Annotated in this window: 14 protein-coding genes; 7 read left to right on the plus strand and 7 right to left on the minus strand. The window is 60.5% G+C overall.

Annotation, left to right across the window (positions count from 1 at the left end):
* The first annotated feature begins 16 nt into the window (after positions 1 to 16).
* From EDE09_RS10275 to EDE09_RS10285, 3 genes are all read left to right on the plus strand, one after another.
* Positions 17 to 1,582 (plus strand): ABC transporter substrate-binding protein, encoded by a 1,566-nt coding sequence (locus EDE09_RS10275; protein WP_245505113.1) that lies wholly within the window; start codon positions 17 to 19, stop codon positions 1,580 to 1,582.
* A 201-nt stretch (positions 1,583 to 1,783) separates the two neighbouring features.
* Entirely contained in the window at positions 1,784 to 3,679 is a 1,896-nt protein-coding gene (locus tag EDE09_RS10280; RefSeq protein ID WP_245505114.1) for a CocE/NonD family hydrolase, read from the plus strand.
* 7 nt (positions 3,680 to 3,686) lie between these two features.
* Positions 3,687 to 4,850: a CapA family protein gene (locus tag EDE09_RS10285; protein WP_132410208.1), complete on the plus strand. Its 1,164-nt coding sequence runs from the start codon at positions 3,687 to 3,689 to the stop codon at positions 4,848 to 4,850.
* On the opposite strand, the gene EDE09_RS10290 is transcribed toward EDE09_RS10285, so the two are convergent.
* The 7 genes from EDE09_RS10290 to EDE09_RS10320 all read right to left on the minus strand — a co-directional run bounded on the left by EDE09_RS10290 (position 4,840) and on the right by EDE09_RS10320 (position 12,456).
* Positions 4,840 to 5,616 carry a FadR/GntR family transcriptional regulator gene (locus EDE09_RS10290; RefSeq protein WP_162712284.1) on the minus strand — a complete coding sequence of 259 codons (777 nt, stop codon included), beginning with the start codon at positions 5,614 to 5,616 and terminating at the stop codon, positions 4,840 to 4,842. The two genes, EDE09_RS10285 and EDE09_RS10290, sit on opposite strands and share 11 nt — an antisense overlap.
* Positions 5,617 to 5,625: 9 nt before the next feature.
* On the minus strand, positions 5,626 to 6,696 hold the full coding sequence (locus EDE09_RS10295; protein ID WP_132410210.1) for a four-carbon acid sugar kinase family protein: 1,071 nt from the start codon (positions 6,694 to 6,696) through the stop codon (positions 5,626 to 5,628).
* Positions 6,696 to 7,685 carry an oligopeptide/dipeptide ABC transporter ATP-binding protein gene (locus EDE09_RS10300; RefSeq protein WP_112797646.1) on the minus strand — a complete coding sequence of 330 codons (990 nt, stop codon included), beginning with the start codon at positions 7,683 to 7,685 and terminating at the stop codon, positions 6,696 to 6,698. Before EDE09_RS10300 ends, EDE09_RS10295 begins: the two co-directional genes overlap by 1 nt.
* Positions 7,685 to 8,692 (minus strand): ABC transporter ATP-binding protein, encoded by a 1,008-nt coding sequence (locus EDE09_RS10305; RefSeq protein WP_132410212.1) that lies wholly within the window; start codon positions 8,690 to 8,692, stop codon positions 7,685 to 7,687. Before EDE09_RS10305 ends, EDE09_RS10300 begins: the two co-directional genes overlap by 1 nt.
* On the minus strand, positions 8,689 to 9,648 hold the full coding sequence (locus EDE09_RS10310) for an ABC transporter permease (protein ID WP_132410214.1): 960 nt from the start codon (positions 9,646 to 9,648) through the stop codon (positions 8,689 to 8,691). Before EDE09_RS10310 ends, EDE09_RS10305 begins: the two co-directional genes overlap by 4 nt.
* Positions 9,649 to 9,650: 2 nt before the next feature.
* A complete protein-coding gene (locus EDE09_RS10315; RefSeq protein ID WP_105371235.1) occupies positions 9,651 to 10,607 on the minus strand; it encodes an ABC transporter permease in 957 nt (318 codons plus the stop codon).
* Positions 10,608 to 10,806: 199 nt separating this feature from the next.
* Positions 10,807 to 12,456: an ABC transporter substrate-binding protein gene (locus tag EDE09_RS10320; RefSeq protein ID WP_112797652.1), complete on the minus strand. Its 1,650-nt coding sequence runs from the start codon at positions 12,454 to 12,456 to the stop codon at positions 10,807 to 10,809.
* A 272-nt stretch (positions 12,457 to 12,728) separates the two neighbouring features.
* On the opposite strand from EDE09_RS10320, the gene EDE09_RS10325 reads away from it, so the two are divergent.
* The 4 genes from EDE09_RS10325 (at position 12,729) to pdxA (ending at position 17,157) form a co-directional block, all read left to right on the plus strand.
* On the plus strand, positions 12,729 to 13,637 hold the full coding sequence (locus EDE09_RS10325; protein ID WP_112797657.1) for a dihydrodipicolinate synthase family protein: 909 nt from the start codon (positions 12,729 to 12,731) through the stop codon (positions 13,635 to 13,637).
* Between the two features lie 14 nt (positions 13,638 to 13,651).
* Positions 13,652 to 14,845 (plus strand): exo-alpha-sialidase, encoded by a 1,194-nt coding sequence (locus EDE09_RS10330; protein ID WP_132410216.1) that lies wholly within the window; start codon positions 13,652 to 13,654, stop codon positions 14,843 to 14,845.
* Between the two features lie 178 nt (positions 14,846 to 15,023).
* Positions 15,024 to 16,157: an iron-containing alcohol dehydrogenase gene (locus tag EDE09_RS10335; RefSeq protein WP_132410218.1), complete on the plus strand. Its 1,134-nt coding sequence runs from the start codon at positions 15,024 to 15,026 to the stop codon at positions 16,155 to 16,157.
* 28 nt (positions 16,158 to 16,185) lie between these two features.
* Positions 16,186 to 17,157 (plus strand): 4-hydroxythreonine-4-phosphate dehydrogenase PdxA, encoded by a 972-nt coding sequence (pdxA, locus tag EDE09_RS10340; protein ID WP_132410220.1) that lies wholly within the window; start codon positions 16,186 to 16,188, stop codon positions 17,155 to 17,157.
* Positions 17,158 to 17,233: the final 76 nt, after the last annotated feature.

Genomic DNA, 17,233 nt, shown 5'->3' on the forward strand with positions numbered 1-17,233 from the left:
AGATAGAATGAAACCGATGAAATTTCTCCTGGCCGGGATTGCCGCCTCGGTCATCGCGCTCGGCTCGGCCCAGGCCGCTGACCTCGTGCTCGGCAGCGCCACCGAGCCGTCGGCGATCGACCCGCAGTTTTCGCGCACCGGCAACAACCAGAACATCGCCATGCAGGTCTTCGACCGCCTGGTGCAGACCGACCCGACAATCAACGTGGAGCCGGCGCTGGCGGTCTCGTGGACGAACATCGATCCGCTGACCTGGCATGTGAAGCTGCGCGAAGGCGTCAAGTTCCATGATGGCAATCCGCTGACCGCCGAAGACGTGATCTTTTCGCTGACCCGCGCCGGAAATATCCCGAACAGCCCGGCACCTTTTTCCGGCAATGTCGGGGCGATCGACAGCATGAAGGCGCTGGACGACCTGACCATCGAATTCAAGACGAAAAAGCCCACTCCGGACTTCATCGAGCAGATCGGTTTTGTCTACATCGTCGAGAAGAAGGTCGCAGAAGGCGCGTCGATCGAGGACTTCAACAGCGGCAAGGCAGCGATCGGTACAGGAGCCTACAAATTTAAGTCCTGGACGCCGGGCGACAACCTGGTTCTGACCCGCAATGACGGCTTCTGGGGCAAGAAGCAGGACTTCGACAATGTCACGATCAAGTTCATCTCGAACGATGCGTCCCGCGTTGCAGCGCTCCGCTCCGGCGCAGTCGATCTGATCGATGCGGTGCCGCCGGGCGATGTGAAGACGCTCCAGGGTATTTCCGGCCTCAAGGTTTTCTCCACTGCATCGGCCCGGATAATCTACCTTGCGCTCGACAGCGCCCGCGACAAGAGCCCCTTCATCACCGACAAGGAAGGCAAGCCGCTCGACAAGAACCCGCTGAAGGACGTGAAGGTGCGCCAGGCACTTTCGAAACTCGTCAACCGTCAGCTGATTATCGACCGTATTCTCGATGGTTCGGCAGAACCTGCAGGCCAGCTCGTGCCCAACGGCGTGGCTGGAAACGACCCATCCATCGAGGCACCTGCCTTCAATGCGGACGAGGCCAAGAAGCTGCTGGCCGATGCCGGCTACAAGAATGGCTTCGGCATCACCCTCCACACCTCCAACGACCGCTTTCCGGGCGACGCAGAGGTCGCTCAGGCGCTCGGCCAGATGTTCGCCCGTGGCGGCCTGAAAGTGAACGGGGTCGTCGCTCAGCCCTATAACGTCTATACCAAGGGGGCTGGGGCCGGCGAATTCTCCGCCTTCATCTTCTCGCTTGGCAACTCGACGCCGACGTCTGCCACCGGCCTTCGCAATCTGCTGATGACGGCCAACAAGGATGCCGGCACGGGTTCGTTCAACCGTACCAAGTATTCCAACCCGGCTTTCGACGAGGCGATGCGCGTCGCGACTGCCGAGTTCGATGCAGAGAAGCGCGTGGAGCTTCTGCAGAAGGCGACCAAGCTGGTGTTTGCTGACGTACCGGTCATTCCGCTTTACTGGCAGAAGGTTCATTGGGCCGGCAAGGCAAACCTTTCCTACGTTGCCAATATGACGGAAGACACGAGCGCAACGCTCGCCGGTCTCGCCAAATGAGGCCCTCTACAAAGGAGAGGGCGGGTGATCCACAGAGGCCGAAACCCTCTCTGCCGTCATCCTCGGGCTTGTCCCGAGGATCTGCAAACGGTTGATTTTTGACGTGGTTGGATCCTCGGGACAAACCCGAGGATGGCGTGAAGTACGGGGTACAGGTTTGTCATCAACCCGGTGCCTCCCAATATTTTCGAGGATACGGATATGGATACCCTGACGCCATCGCGCTTCGAGGTGATTGCCGACGACGTGATTGTCGAACGCGATGTGATGGTGACGATGCGCGATGGCGTGAGGCTCGCGACGGACGTCTACCTGCCGGCCAAGGACGGCAAGGCGATCGATAGCCGGCTGCCGGCAATCATGGAGCGCACGCCCTATGGCAAGACGGAGCGCTCGCGTTCCGAGATCGAAGTCGGCATGGCGACGCCGATGAAGCGCGAGGAAGTCGCCCTATATTTTGTGCGGGCCGGCTATGCGGTGATCTATCAGGATTGCCGAGGCCGCTACAATTCCGAAGGCGAGTTCAGCAAGTATATTTCCGAAGCCGCCGACGGCTACGACACCGCTGGCTGGCTGGTGGAACAGCCCTGGTCGAATGGCAAGTTCGGAACGATGGGTCTTTCTTACGCGGCACATACGCAGGCAGCACTCGCCTGCCTCAACCCGTCGGGCCTCGCCTGCATGGTCATGGATTCGGGTGGGTTTTCGAACGCCTATCAATGCGGTATCCGCCAGGGCGGCGCATTCGAGCTGAAGCAGGCGACCTGGGCCTACAATCAGGCGATCGGCGAGGGCAATGAACTGGCCCGTGCGGCAATCGAGGCGGAGGACATCCACGCATGGTTTTCCGCAATGCCCTGGAGCGAAGGCGTTTCGCCGGTGCGGTGGATGCCGGAATACGAAGACTACCTGCTGGAGCAGTGGCGAAACGGCACGTTCGACGAAAGCTGGCGCCGTGTCGGGCTTTACATGGAAGGTTTCTATGAGACTTTTCCGGAAATACCCATCGTGCTGATGTCGAGCTGGTACGACGCTTATGTGAAGTCGACGCTCGACAATTATCGGGGTCTCTCCGGCAAGGATAGCCGGCCGCTGCAGCTGATCATGGGGCCGTGGCTGCATGGCAACCGCAATTCCACCTTTGCCGGCGACACGTCCTTTGGGCCGGCGGCACCGCTTGGGGGCAATGTAACGGAAAGTTGGCTCTCCTTCCGGCGCGACTGGTTCGATCGATGGATGAAGAGCAAGGAAAACCAAGTTGCAGCGGCGCCGGTTGTCCGCCTCTTCGTCATGGGCGGAGGATCGGGCAAGCGCAACGCTGAGGGACGGCTCGACCATGGGGGATACTGGATCGAGGCGAGCGACTGGCCGCTGCCGGAAACGGAATTCAAGTCGTATTACATCCATGAGAACGGCTCGCTTTCCACCGACATGCCGCAGACGGGCGCCGCACCATTCGCCTATGACTTCGATCCGAAGAACCCTGTTCCGACGATCGGCGGTTCGCTGACGAGCGGTCAACCGATCTTCGAGGGCGGCGGCTTTGACCAGCGCGAGGGGGAAAGGTTCTTCGGCTCCCGGCATCCCGGATTGCCATTGGCGGCGCGGGCCGATGTCTTGTCGTTCGAGACCGCTCCGCTTGAGGACGAGATTGCCGTGGTAGGGCCGATCGTTGTTGAACTTCATGTGTCGTCGGATGCCCCCGACACCGATTTCACCGCAAAGCTGATCGATGTCTATCCACCGAGCAAGGACTATCCGACCGGTTATGCGCTCAATATCACCGATGGGGTCATCCGCTGCCGGTATCGCAATTCCTGGGAAAAGCCGGAGCCGATCGCGGCGGGAGAGGTTTTCAAAGTGCTCATCGAGCCTTTTGCGACTGCCAACCACTTTGCCAAGGGGCATCGCATCCGGCTGGATATCTCCTCGTCCAACTTCCCGAAATATGACGTCAATCCGAACAGTTTTGCGCCGGAAGGCAGAGGCCGCACGACCCGGATCGCACGAAACAGCGTATTTTGCGATGCTGCAAGACCCTCTTCAATCCGCCTTCCGATCGTAAGCCGCGCGGCTTTGAAACCACTGGCAAAGTGAGCGGAACATGCTTTCCGTCGGTGTCACGGGCCAGATCCTCATCCATGGTCCGCTCGATCTCTCAGGTCGAGGACAGGCTGAGGTGCGGGACTTTCTCAAGACGGATGTCGCCTTCGGAAATCTGGAAGCGACGGTTGAGGCGATGGGCGCTTGGCCGACGAAAACGAAGACGCTGCATCTGGCCTCTCCCGCGGCGTTGAGTTCGCTGCGCAGCCTCGGTTTCCATGCGGTGACGCATGCCAACAACCATGCCTTCGATCTTGGCCCGCCCGGAATCCTTGCGACGCGCTCGGCTGCAAATGCTGCCGGCTTGCGGCTTGCCGGGAGCGGTGCGAATATCGACGAGGCAGCAGCGCCAGTGGTAGTCGGCGATCCGGATCGGTCGCTGGCGGTCTTTTCCGTCGACCTCGGGCCGCAGCCGGACATCAATTACGCCTCCGCCGACCGTGCCGGCATCGCACCGCTGCGGGTCAGGCGGTCGGTGACGATGCCACTGGCCGACTTTGCGGTGCTAGCACGGATTGTGACGGCGCTTGGCGACGATGCACGCGAGGCTGCCCGCGCCTCTGTCGGTTACCGTTCCGGGCTTTGCGAAGGGGTAGAAGTCTTTGGCACGCCGGTCACCGCGGGTGATGAGATCAAGGCTGTCTGGGCGGCGGACGAGGGAGACATGCAACGCCTTATAGCTGGCATGGCAATCGCCAAATCCAACGGCTGCTGCATTGCCGTGGCAATTCATGGCCACCACTGGGATGCGGCCTGGTCCCAAACCCCGCCCTGGCTGCTCGACCTTTTTCGCGGCCTGATTGATGAGGGGGCGGATCTGATCCTCGGTACGGGCGCACCGGTCATGCAGCCCATACACTTTCATCGTGGCCGCGCCATCATTCCGGGGCTCGGTAACTTCGTATTTCACACCCGGCGAGCGGAGAGCTATCGGCAAAGGGATGTTGATGTATGGCGCAGCGCGGCAATCCGGCTGGAGCTTTCTGCCAACGGTGAATGCCAGCGGCTGGAAATCCTGCCGATTGCGGTCGGCCGCCCCGCGGATGGCGGGTTAGCGAGAGCGCCCGAACCTCTCGAAGGTGCGGAAGCCCAGGAGATTGCGAATATTGCTTGTCGAGAGATTTCTCCCGCCGACTATCATCGGATAAAGCCTCTCAAGGCTTGAGCGACAGATCCAGAACACGGCCTTCGAACAGGCGGTCACGTGAACCTTCCAGGTGCTTTCGCATGAGGTCACGCGCGTCCTCGGCGCGACCCTCGCTGACGGCCTGAAAGATTTCCTGATGTTCCTCGTAAACCTGCTGCAGGCCAGGGCGTGCGCCCATCAAAGAAAGACCGTGCAGATGCATGCCGACAGCGATATGTGCCTTCAACGCCTCCATCGAGGCGGTATAGAAATGATTGTTCGCGGCCTGTGTAACTGCCCTGTGGAAGTTGAAGTCCGCCTCCACTCTGTGCAGCTGGTGGCTTGTCGCCTCCCGCAATTCGGCAAGTGCTTCGGCAATCCTGTCGATTGCTGCTTTGTCTCGCCGCTGCGCCGCAAAATAGGCGGCGGCCGGCTCGATGGTCAGGCGAAATTCATAACACCGTTGGATATCGGCGATCGATTTGACCGGGGAGTAGGCGAGCTGGGCTGTGTTGGACGCCTGGGCGCTGACGAAGGTGCCCGCCCCCTGACGCGAATAGATCATCCCCTGGTCGCGTAACCGGCTCAACGCATCGCGCACGACAGGTCTCGACACTCCGAGCAGCGCGGCAAGTTCATGTTCGCCGGGAAGCCTGGAGTCCGGCGCATAGTTTCCGGTGCGGATACGATCGAGGAGCTGGTCGACGACCCGATCCACAAGTTTGACCGACCGGGCCCGGTCCGGTTTCCCCTGTGCCACTGGCCGCGCCTGTTTGCTCAATCCTTCAGCCAATCGATCTGCCATTTGGTCCCATCATAAGCTCCGCCTTGTTTCAGGTGGATTTGCAAGCGCTTTTATCAGAGTTTCCGGCGATCCGAACCCCCCCGATTTGACCGCCAATCGTATCGGCCGGCCGTCCTGCAGAACCAGTTCGCACCATGGAAAACCCGGCTCGATCTCACCTTTCGGCGACAGCACGCCAACGCCCAAAGCGCGCAAAAGCGCATGGGCCGTGTCGCCGCCGCCGGCTACGATTGTATCGGCCTTCGTTCGTTCGACGATGTTGCCGACCTGTCGGGCGAAACGGACGGCGACCGCAGCAGCGTCTTCGATGATCTCGCCGCAGCAGCGGATCAGAACCGGCAGAGCCACTTCAGGTGGTACAGAAAGAACGCCGCCCGGAGCGTCGAGCACCCCGTTCAGCCGCCCGCAGGCCTCCAGGGCCTTCATCTGCTCAATAGTGATGGGGTCGCGCGAGCCGATTGCAAACAGGGTGGCTGCGGTGGGGGAAAAAAGGCTGGTATCAGGACGGCTCCGGCAAAGCCTGCGCGCCAGAGCAAGGCCGAGGCCACGCGCTCCCACGAGTAGGGTCTTGCCGTCGAGTTGGGCGACGATCCGGTCGAGATCAGCGTCGGTTTCGGCATCGGCGATGTAGAGTTCCACGCCGGGACCCATAAAGAGCGGCAGGATTGGCAATGGCGTCTCCACGCCACGACCGACGACCGAACCCCCGTGTGTAAACCGATGTTGATCGGGGACGGCAGGAGCTACGACGAGCTTGTCATAACCAAGGACATCGGCGATCGCCTCGCTTTCAATGGCGACATGTCCTTTAAGGCGAGAATCGATCTTCTTGAAGACAAAGGAGGGGCTCGCCGCGGTGATCGTCTTGGCGGCTCGACGCACGGTCTGCTCCGCCTGTGGAGCCGGCATGGCCCTTGATGCAGTATTGACGACCAGGACATCCGGTGCGTCCCTGAGCGCTGCCGATATATTTTCCACGTCGACTGCCACGGAGACAGTCAATCCCGCTCCGATGAACGGCGTGCCGGTATCAAGCGCGCCCGTCAGATCATCGGCGATGATTGCGACTTCCAGGCCCATTATGCTGAACTCGGGTTGACGGCATGGCAGGCAACCAGATGGCCGGGACGGGCTGCCTTCCATTCCGGGACGATCTTGGTACAAACGTCTGCTGCGATCGGGCAGCGTGTATGAAACCGGCAGCCGGACGGAGGATCGAGAGGACTTGGAACGTCGCCTTCCAGGATCTGGCGCTTTCGATTGCGTTCCCTCAGCGGGTCAGCTTCCGGCACAGCCGACAACAGCGCTTTCGTGTAGGGATGAAGCGGCGTCTCGAAGAGCGCGTCGCGCGGCGCCAGTTCCGCCAGACGGCCGAGATACATGACCCCGACCCGGGTCGAGATATGACGCACGACCGCTAGATCGTGGGCGATGAAAAGATAGGTGAGTCCGTACTTTTCCTGCAGGTCGAGCAGGAGGTTGATGATTTGTGCCTGGATCGAAACGTCCAACGCCGAGATCGCTTCGTCGCAGACGATGAATTTTGGCTGGCAAGCCAATGCTCTGGCAATCACGACGCGCTGTCGCTGGCCGCCGGAAAGCTCGTGCGGGTAACGCGAGGCGAAACGGGACGGCAGGCCGACATCCTGGAGAAGTGCGGCGATCTTGTCATTCAGTTCCGTCTTGGCCGCAAGTTTGTGAAAAAGCATCGGTTCGCCGATGGCTTCGCCGACAGTCATGCGTGGATTGAGGGTCGAATAGGGGTCCTGGAAAACGATCTGCAAATCACGGCGGAAGGGTCGCATGCGCTTGTCATCGAGCAGGGTCAGGTCCTGACCTTTGTAGATCACCCGTCCCCCGCTGGCGCGATGCAGGTTCAAGATGGTGAAGCCAGTCGTTGATTTTCCGCAGCCGGACTCGCCGACGAGGCTCAGCGTTTCCCCTTGTTGGATGTCGAGGCTGACGTCATCGAGTGCGTGGACAGTCGCCGTCCTTTCGCCAAAGGCGCCGAGACGCACGTGAAAATGCTTTACGAGGTTTTCGACCTTGAGCAGGGGTTCGACATTCATCATGCGGCCTTCAGGGCTTTCTGGACGGCGAAGCAGGCGGCGCGATGGCTGCCCTCAGAGGAAATGGGTTCCAGTTTGGGCACATCTCTACGACAGATATCCATGGCGAGTGGACAGCGCGGCGCGAAAGGGCAGCCGGAAGGGCGCCGCCCCGGTTCAGGCGGTGTACCGCCGATTGAGCTCAACCGCGCCGCCGGCGAATCTGACAGCGTCGGGATCGAGGCCAGCAGGCCGCGTGTATAGGGATGACTCGGATTGGCAAAAAGCGCGTCGACCGGTGCATCCTCAACCACGGTGCCGGCATAAAGCACCACAACGCGGTCGGCGAGGCCGGCGATCAAGGCCAAATCATGAGTAATCCAAACGACGGACATGCCGAGTTTGGAGCGAAGTTGCTTCACAAGATCGACGATCTGGGCCTGGATCGTCACGTCGAGCGCCGTCGTTGGCTCGTCGGCGATCAGCAGCTTTGGCTCGCAGGCCAGGCCGATCGCGATCATCACCCGCTGCCGCATGCCGCCTGAGAGTTCGTGCGGATAGGCGTTCAGGCGTTCCTGTGGGCCTGGAATACCGACGAGCCGCAGAAGTTCGACAGCCCTTTTGCGGGCATCCTGGCGAGACATGCCGCGATGATAAAGGAGCGGTTCGCAGATCTGGTCGCCCACCCTCATGACCGGATTGAGGGATGTCATCGGATCCTGGAAGACGAAACCGATGTCGCCGCCTCGCACCTTGCGCAGCGCCCGCGCCGACATCTTCTGCAGGTCTTGCCCATCGAAATCGGCAGAACCACTCGTCACTTTGATCTTGTTGGGGAGGAGCCGCATGAGGCTGAGCATGGTGAGGCTCTTGCCACAACCGGATTCGCCGACGACGCCGAGCGTCTCGCCTTTCGTGACATGAAGGTCGATTCCGTCCACTACCACGGCCGGACCGCGGCGGCCGTCGATTTCCACGGTCAGGCCCTTCACGTCGAGCAGTCTTTCTTTGGTGTCCTGAGCTGTCACTTCGTACCTCGCGGGTTGAGAGCATCGTTCAGGCCATCGCCGAGAAAGGAGAAGGCGACGGAGGCAAGGCCGAGCACGGCGGCGGGGGCGGCAAGCAGGTGAGGATGATGTTGCCAGACCCGCAGTCCATCGGAGATCATGTTGCCCCAACTCGGCGTCGGCGGGTTCACACCGACGCCGAGGAAGGAAAAGGCGCTTTCCAGGACCATGGCGGTGCCGAGGCCGGCGCTGACCGAGACGATCAGCGGTCCGAGCGCATTCGGCACGACATAGCGCATCATGATGATGCGGTTCGACAGCCCGAGCGCCATGGCAGCAGTGATGTAGGGCCGGCTTCGGATCGACAGCACCTGGGCGCGGACGAGGCGCGCGTAAGGCGGCCAGGAGATCATCGCCATCGAGCCGAAAACGAGGAAGAAATCGATCCAGATCGTTTCCCGATAGAAGGGATTGAGCGTCGCCATGTATTGGGCTTCCATCCAACGTGCGATCGGCGTCTTCAGCGATGCGTTGATGACCACGACGAGCAGCAGGTTCGGCACCGACATGGTCATGTCCGTCAGCCACATGATGACACGGTCATAGGGGTCGCCGAAGAAACCGGCGACAGCGCCCAAGGTCGTGCCGATCAAAAGCGCGATTGCCGTGACGACGATGGCGACCAGGAAGGCAGTTCGGGTGCCATAGACGACACGGCTGAAGACATCGCGGCCGAGGTCGTCGGTGCCGAAAAGATGAGCGAGCGAAGGTGCCTGGTTGCGGGCCTGTAGGTCCTGGCTCAGGAAGTCATGGGGTGTGAGATAGGGACCGAAAATTGCCACGAAGGCCAGCAGCACGACAATGCCGAGGCCAAAGATCGCCAGCTTGTTGCGTTTCAGCCGGTGCCAGGCATCGCGCCAGAGGTTGACCGGCCGATCCTCCTCGCAGACGGCGGGATTGGTTTCAACGAGCGTCATCGTCAGCGGCTCCTTTTGGAATCGTTGGCGCGCGGGTCAAGCAGCGGATAGAGGATGTCGACCAGCAGGTTGGAGATCATCACCAGAAAGGATCCGATCAAGGTGACCGCCAGAATCACCGGATAGTCCGAATTGATCAGCGCCTGCACGGTGAGGCGTCCAAGACCGGGCAGGCCGAAAACGAGCTCCACGAAGATCGCCCCATTGACGATGGTGATCATGATAAGGCCGAGCTGGGTCACGACCGGCGTCAGCACCGGCCGAAGGATGTGGCGCAACGCCACCATCATCTCCGGCACGCCCTTGGCACGTGCGGTCCGCACGAAATCCTCCGACAGCACTTCGATGACTGCAGCGCGCGTCTGGCGGATGATGAGCGCGATCGGCTGGAAGGAGAGCACGAAAAGCGGCAGGAGGATGCGCATGTCAAACACGCCGCCCCAGCCATAAGGCACTTTCGCGCCCGGGAAGAGGACGATGAGGGCCACCATCAACAGCGGCCCTGCGACATAGGCAGGGATTGCCCACAGGAAGAGCGCAGATCCCAGAATGGCGTAATCGGTCCGGGTATTCTGGTTGAGCGCAGCAATCATGCCAAGCGGGATCGCGACGACTGCGGTCAGGACGATGGAACAGAGGGCAAGCTGGAAGGAAACCGGCGCAGCAGCCTTCACCAGCGCCCAGACCGAGCGGCCAGAGGTGAGGGAGTTGCCGAACTTTCCCTGCAGGAGGTTCCACACATAGTAGCCGAACTGCTCGATAAAGGGCTTGTTGAGGCCGGCGCTCTCGCGGATTGCCTCGATACGTTGAGGATTATAGGCGACGTCGCCCGGTGCGCGCAGGAAGATGAGTTTGATGGGATCGCCGGCACCATAAAAGGCGAGCGCATAGACCGCCAGCATGACCAGCAGGACCGATGGGATCCAGATTGCAAATCGTGTCGCAACGTAACGCAGCATCGCCGAGTTTCCCTCCCGCATGGGCCGGTCGCCGGCAAAGGCTTCCTGACGCTTTCATGCCGTCTTTCCGCAGCCTCCAGATGTGTGCGGAACAAGTTTGAATTTCCGATTTGCCGCAGGAAAACGATGCGCGAACTGAATACTGCGCATCGCATTCCTGCCGGGTCGGGATCAGCCCTTCGGGCCTTTCCGGGTTGCCTCAGGCGATGGTTATTTCCCAGGGCCGTGCAACCTGCCAGTCAAGGTTTTTGTCGATACCCTTGACCTCCTTGGTGGCCCAGCGCGACATGGCTTGAGCATACCAGGGAATGAAGGCCCAGTCTTCGCGGAAAGCCTTCTGTGCCTCCTGCGCAAGCGCGATGCGCTTCGGATCGTCGGCCGCCTTGGTCGAGGCCTCGGCCAGTGCCGCATCGACCTTGGGGTTCTTGTAGCCTCCAAGCTTGTTCTGCGCGTTGGAAGAGGTGGAGGCGATTGAACCCTGCAGGTAGGAGACGGCATCCGGAACACGGGTGCCGACATCGTCACGGAAGATCTGCACGGCATTCTGATCGGGGCCGGCATAGGCATCCTGCTGCGGCTTCATGTCAACGGCCGTGATGCCGAGGTTCTGGCGCCACTGTTCGGCTATGAATTGCGCCGCCGCCTCGATGGCCGGCCCGGAGACGCCGACAAAGAGGAGTTTCGGCAGGCGCTCGGGACCGCCATATTTCGATTCCGACAACAGCTTTTTGGCAGCGGCTGGATCGAACGGATAAGGTTCGAAACCGGAATTGTCCGCCCCCGGCACTGAATTGATCACCTGGTCCGTCTTCTTGTGAGGACCGTCGGGATACGACGCCTTAAAGAGGCCATCGCGGTCGACAGCCATGATCAGCGCCTGGCGCACCTTCGGGTCGTCCATCGGCGCGCGGGACGTATTGAACCAGAAATGCTGGCTTGTCGGGATCAATGGACCGGCGGAAAATTCAGCCCCCAGATCCTGTACGATCGTTGAGGTAATGAGCTCGGTATGGGCGTTGAACTCCCCCGACTTGATCAGGGAGGTTGCGGTGATGTTGTCTTCGATGGAGGAGATCTCGATGCGCGCAAGCTTCGGCTTCGGTCCGAAGAAATGCTCATTGGGCTCAAAAGCAAGCTTGCCGGCGTCGAGATCGATTTCCACGAGTTTGAACGGTCCGGAATAGACGGCATCCTGGTCGGGCATGTACCAATCCTGGATCTCCTCGCCGTCACTGCCGCGCGATTGCGACGCCTTGGTAATGGGCGCGATATGGTTTGCAACGCGCATGAAGAATATGGGGTCGGCTTCCGAAAGCGTCACGACGACTGTCCCGGCGTCGGGAGTGGCCACGCCGGAAAGCTCGGTGGCTTTGCCATTGCTGACTTCACCATAACCTGCGACCTTGCTCAACACCTGATCGGCCCGCTGGTTTTTGGTGTTCGGCATGGCCGAGACGTTCCAGGACCCTTTGACATCCTCAGATGTGATCTTGCTGCCGTCGGAGAAGGAGGCCTTCGGATCGATCTTGAAAGTCCAGACCTTACCGCCCTGAGACGGGGTCCAGCTTGTGAAGACATAGGGATGAATCCCGCCCTTCTCATCGAAATACATCGGCGATGCCCACCAGATGGAATTCCAGCGATAGGGAACGCCGCCGCCGCGCAGCGGAGACCAATCCTGGTTGAAAGCCGGATTTGCGACCTTGAGGATCTGCCCTTCCTGTGCGATCACAATACGGGCGCTGCCGGCGAACACCGATGCCGCGATGGTCGCCCCCAAACCAAGCTTCAATGCATCCCGCCGGGACACTTGCGCTGAATGTGCCGGACCCGCTGCTGCTTTCGTCATCCCTACCTCCCAATAGAATGCCCGGCCGTTCCTCCTGGCCGTTGATGACGTACACTCCCGCGATATTGTAAATATGTCAATAATTTTCTGATGGTTTTGCCGTCGAATTTGGAAATGCCAGAAAAACTTCTTTTAATTCAAAGTTTTGTTGGAAAACAAACGAGCTCAAGGTGGTTTGTTTGTTGACAACTGCCAGGGTTTCGAGGGAGAAAACGGGAAAGACGCGGGCGTTGTCCCTGCTGGATACGCGGTTGCCGCGATGGGAGGAGAACATGTTAAACAAGCAGGTCGTAAGAGGCGTGTTCTGTGCGGCCGCGACGCCACTGAATGGCGATGGTTCACCGGACCTCGCGTTGTTCTCGAGCCATTGCAGGCAGCTGCTCTCCGAGGGCTGCCACGGCATAGCTCTGCTTGGTACGACGGGGGAGGCGAACTCCTTCTCCATTGCCGAACGTCGAGCGATCCTTGAAGCCGCCATTGCCGCTGGCATCGAACCGGGCACATTGATGCCCGGCACCGGACTGGTTTGTCTGGCGGACACGGTCGAATTGACCCTGCATGCCTTATCCTGCGGCGTCAGTACGGTCGTCATGCTGCCTCCGTTTTATTATAAGGGCGTAAGCGACGATGGCTTGTTTGCGGCCTATGCGCAGATCATCGAGAAGATCGGCGACCCCAGGCTTCGCGTCATTCTTTACAATATCCCCCAGGTCTCGGGGGTGCCGCTCTCCCTGGCACTTTTGAAGCGCCTCGTTGAGGCTTTTCCGCAGGTGGTTGTAGGGATCAAGGATTCCTCTGGCGATCTGACCAACATGCAGGCAATTTCCGTAGCCCTTCCGGATTTTTCCGTCTTGGCTGGTGCCGATCCGCTCATGTTGCCATTGCTGAAATCGGGGGGGGCGGGTTGCATTACCGCCACTTCCAATCTGGTGGCCGGCTCGCTACGGGTCGTTTACGACCAGTTCGCGGATATAGCCAAGACCGAGGAGGTTGAGGCTGCCCAGGCTCGCATCAATGCCTATCGGTCGCTTTCCAATTCCTATGTCCAGATTCCAACCATCAAGGCGATGGTCGGTTTGAAGCGAAACGAAAGCGCCTGGCGTCGCACCCGCGCCCCGTTGATGCCGTTGACCGATGCCGAGCTCTCCGAGCTTTCCGCCCATTATTCAAGACTTCCGTGAACCTTGGACGTGCCATGACCACGACAGCTCTCGACCCCGCAGAAGTCCCAGCTCTGATGACCGGAAGATTGGCCCCAAGCGATAGCGTCGCCGATCGTGCTGACGCATATCTGCCTTCCCCATGCGTTCAGAACCATGCCGCCAATTTGGCCTTTCTTGCCGATGGGACGCTTACCTGTGTCTGGTTTGGCGGCACGATGGAAGGGATGGGCGATATCTCCGTTTACATGTCGAGGCTTTTGCCCGGAGCAGCCGCATGGTCGAAACCCGAAAAACTGAGCGACGATCCCTTGCGGTCGGAGCAGAATCCCTTGCTGTTTCAATCCCCCGACGGGACGATATGGCTGCTTTATACGTCGCAGACATCCGGGAATCAGGATGGAGCAGTTGTCAAGAAACGCGTCTCCACGGATGGCGGACTCACGTTCTCCGCGCCCGACATTCTCTGTGAGATCCCGGGCACATTCATACGCCAGCCACTCGTCGTCAACGGTGACGGCGCGTGGCTGTTGCCGGTCTTCCGTTGCCTGAGCGAGGCGGGGCGCCGGTGGACCGGCGATATCGACAGGGCCGCGGTGCTGGTTTCCAAGGATCGCGGTAGCAGCTGGGATATGGCGGAAGTGCCCGGAAGCCTCGGCGCAGTCCATATGAACATCGTCCCGTTGAGCGGCGGCGACATGGTGGCCTTTTATCGCAACCGCTTCGCCACGCAGGTATTGCGGAGCCATTCAGACGACGGTGGGCTCACCTGGAGCGCTCCGGAACCGACAGAGCTTCCTAACAACAATTCGTCCATCCAGGCCGCAAGACTGAATGATAGAAGAATTGCAATGGTTTACAATCACAGCAATGCGCAAACATCGGATGCGCGCCGCCATTCGCTTTATGACGAGATCGAAGGTTCTGAAGATGCGGGGGCGATCCCGGCAACCGCTGTTGCAGATCGCAAGGGCGCAGTCTGGGGCGTGCCGCGTGCGCCCCTGAGCCTGGCGATGTCGAGCGACGGCGGCAGGACGTTTGCGGTGCGCTTCGACCTCGACACGGGGGACGGCCACTGTCTGAGCAACAATTCGACGGACATGCTGAACCGCGAGTTCTCCTATCCTTCCATCGTTGAGGGCCCCGATGGTGCTCTTCATATCGCCTACACCTATTTCCGCCGCGCAATCAAATACGTCCGCCTGGAGCCATCGTTCTTCAAGGAATGACAAGTTCGGAGGCGGACCACCGGCAGTCGACGTGTGCTGAGGTCGCGTTTTGGTGCCGTTATGAAGGGACGCTTCGCCAAAAATCTCATTGCTGCTTGTCAAGTTTACGCGACACGGATAACAACTTTACATATATTGGCGGAAGTCATTCACTGCACCGCTGGAGGAGGGTAAGCCGATGAGCATGTTGAGCACGCCGATCTCGATGATCCGACCGCCCGTGATCGAATTCGGAATCGGGACGGCGGAGCGTCTTGGCGCTTGGGCCGGTGCGCGGGGGTGCAGGCGTATCCTTGTCGTTTCGGACGCTTTCAACGCGCCGCGTATCGCCTTGCTTGGTCTCCCGGGTAAGGTGAGTGTATTCGGCGAGGTTCGTGCCGAGCCAGATACCGGCGATCTTGAGCGCGTGCTGGCTGCGGCAGATGCGGCGGACGCTGATCTTATCATCGGTTTCGGCGGTGGAAGCGCCATGGATCTGGCCAAACTCGCCGCCGCGCTTGCGGGTTCGGGGCAAAAGCTGTCAGATGTGGTGGGTGCCGGCAAGATCGCGGCGCCAGGAAGGGCGGCTTTGGCGCAGGTGCCGACGACCGCCGGCACCGGAAGCGAGGCAGGCATTCGGGCCCTCGTTACCGACCCCAGCACGAAGAGCAAGCTGGCGGTCGAGAGCATCCACATGCTGGCGGATATCGCCGTCATCGACCCGGCGCTGACGTTCACGGTGCCGCCGGCGATAACCGCCGCGACAGGTGTCGACGCCATGGCGCATTGCGTCGAGGCTTTTACGAACCGAAAGTCGCATCCCGCGGTCGATCTCTATGCGATCGAGGGCGTGCGTCTGGTCGGCCGTTATCTGGCCCGCGCGGTCGCCGACGGCCAGGATGCCGAAGCGCGCGCCGGGCTGGCGCTTGCCTCGCTTTACGGAGGATACTGCCTCGGGCCGGTCAATACTGCCGCGGGCCACGCGCTCGCCTATCCGCTCGGAACGCGCTGGCATATGGCCCATGGCGCAGCCAATGCATTGATTTTCCCGCATGTTCTCGCCTTCAATACGCCGGCCGTCCCGGAAAAGACCGCAGCCGTGCTCGAGGCTCTTGGACTTTCCCAATCCGGCACGGTGGGCTCCGTCTACGAGGCGGCACATGCTTTCTGCGCTTCGCTCGGCATCGAGATGAAGCTGTCGAAGGTCGGCGTGCCGCAGGCGGATCTGGGCGCCATGGCTGACGATGCCTTTGCCATTCGTCGCCTGCTCGACAACAATCCCCGTGAGATGTCGCGCGCCGATATATTGGCGATCTACGAGGCGGCTTATTGAACGGCACGAAATGGAAAGGCATCCGGAAATGAGCAAGGACACGCGTATCGCGATCACGCTGGGCGACCCGGCAGGCGTCGGGCCGGAGGTGATCGTCAAGGCTCTCAATGCCTTGCCGGAAGCGGAGCGGAGAAGTTTCACCGTCGTCGGTTCCGAAGAAGCCTTGCGGCGGGCAAACAGTGCTTGCGGCACTTCGCTGTTGTTTTCGCCAACGCCGAAGGACGGCGCGATTCTTGTGGACGAAGTGCCGATAGAGGGCAGGCTGCCGCAGATCGGCAAGGTGGATGCTGCTGCCGGCGACGCTTCAGTCCGCTACATCCGCCGGGCAGTCGAATTGGCGCTGTCAGGCGCCGTTGACTGCATCGTGACGGCTCCGATCAACAAGGAGGCGATGAACCTCGCCGGCCATCACTACGATGGCCATACCGGGCTGCTGGCGCACCTTACCGGATCGAAGAGTTCGTTCATGCTGCTCGCCTCCGAACGTCTCAACACCATTCATGTCTCCACCCACGTTTCCTTGCGTGGCGCGATCGAACGCGCCAAGACCGAACGCGTTCTAGCGACGATCATGGCCGGCCATCAGCATTTCCTGCGCATCGGCAAGGCGCCCCGTATCGCAGTTGCAGGCCTCAACCCGCATTGCGGCGAAAACGGACTTTTCGGTACCGAAGACACCGAGTTCCTGGCCCCAGCCGTCGAGCAGGCCCGTGCAAAGGGCATTGACGTGGTGGGACCCATCTCGGCCGATACGGTCTTTGCGCGTGCCTATAACGGTGCCTTTGATCTTGTCGTCGCTCAGTATCACGACCAGGGCCACATACCGATCAAGCTGGTCGCTTTCGACAGCGCGGTGAACGTTTCGCTCGGCCTTCCGATCGATCGCGTCTCCGTCGACCACGGCACCGCCTTCGACATCGCCGGAACCGGAAAGGCGAACCATGTCAACATGCTGTCGGCGATTTCCTATGCTCGGCTGATCGCCGGAGCCCATGCCTGACGGCACTCTGCGGCCTCGCTGGCTGGCAATCTGAAATGTGAGCCCTTGCGATCGAAGGCATTTCGGCCCAAGATGA

This window comes from Neorhizobium sp. S3-V5DH (genome assembly GCF_004343065.1).
In the GTDB taxonomy this organism is placed as follows: Bacteria; Pseudomonadota; Alphaproteobacteria; order Rhizobiales; family Rhizobiaceae; genus Neorhizobium; species Neorhizobium huautlense.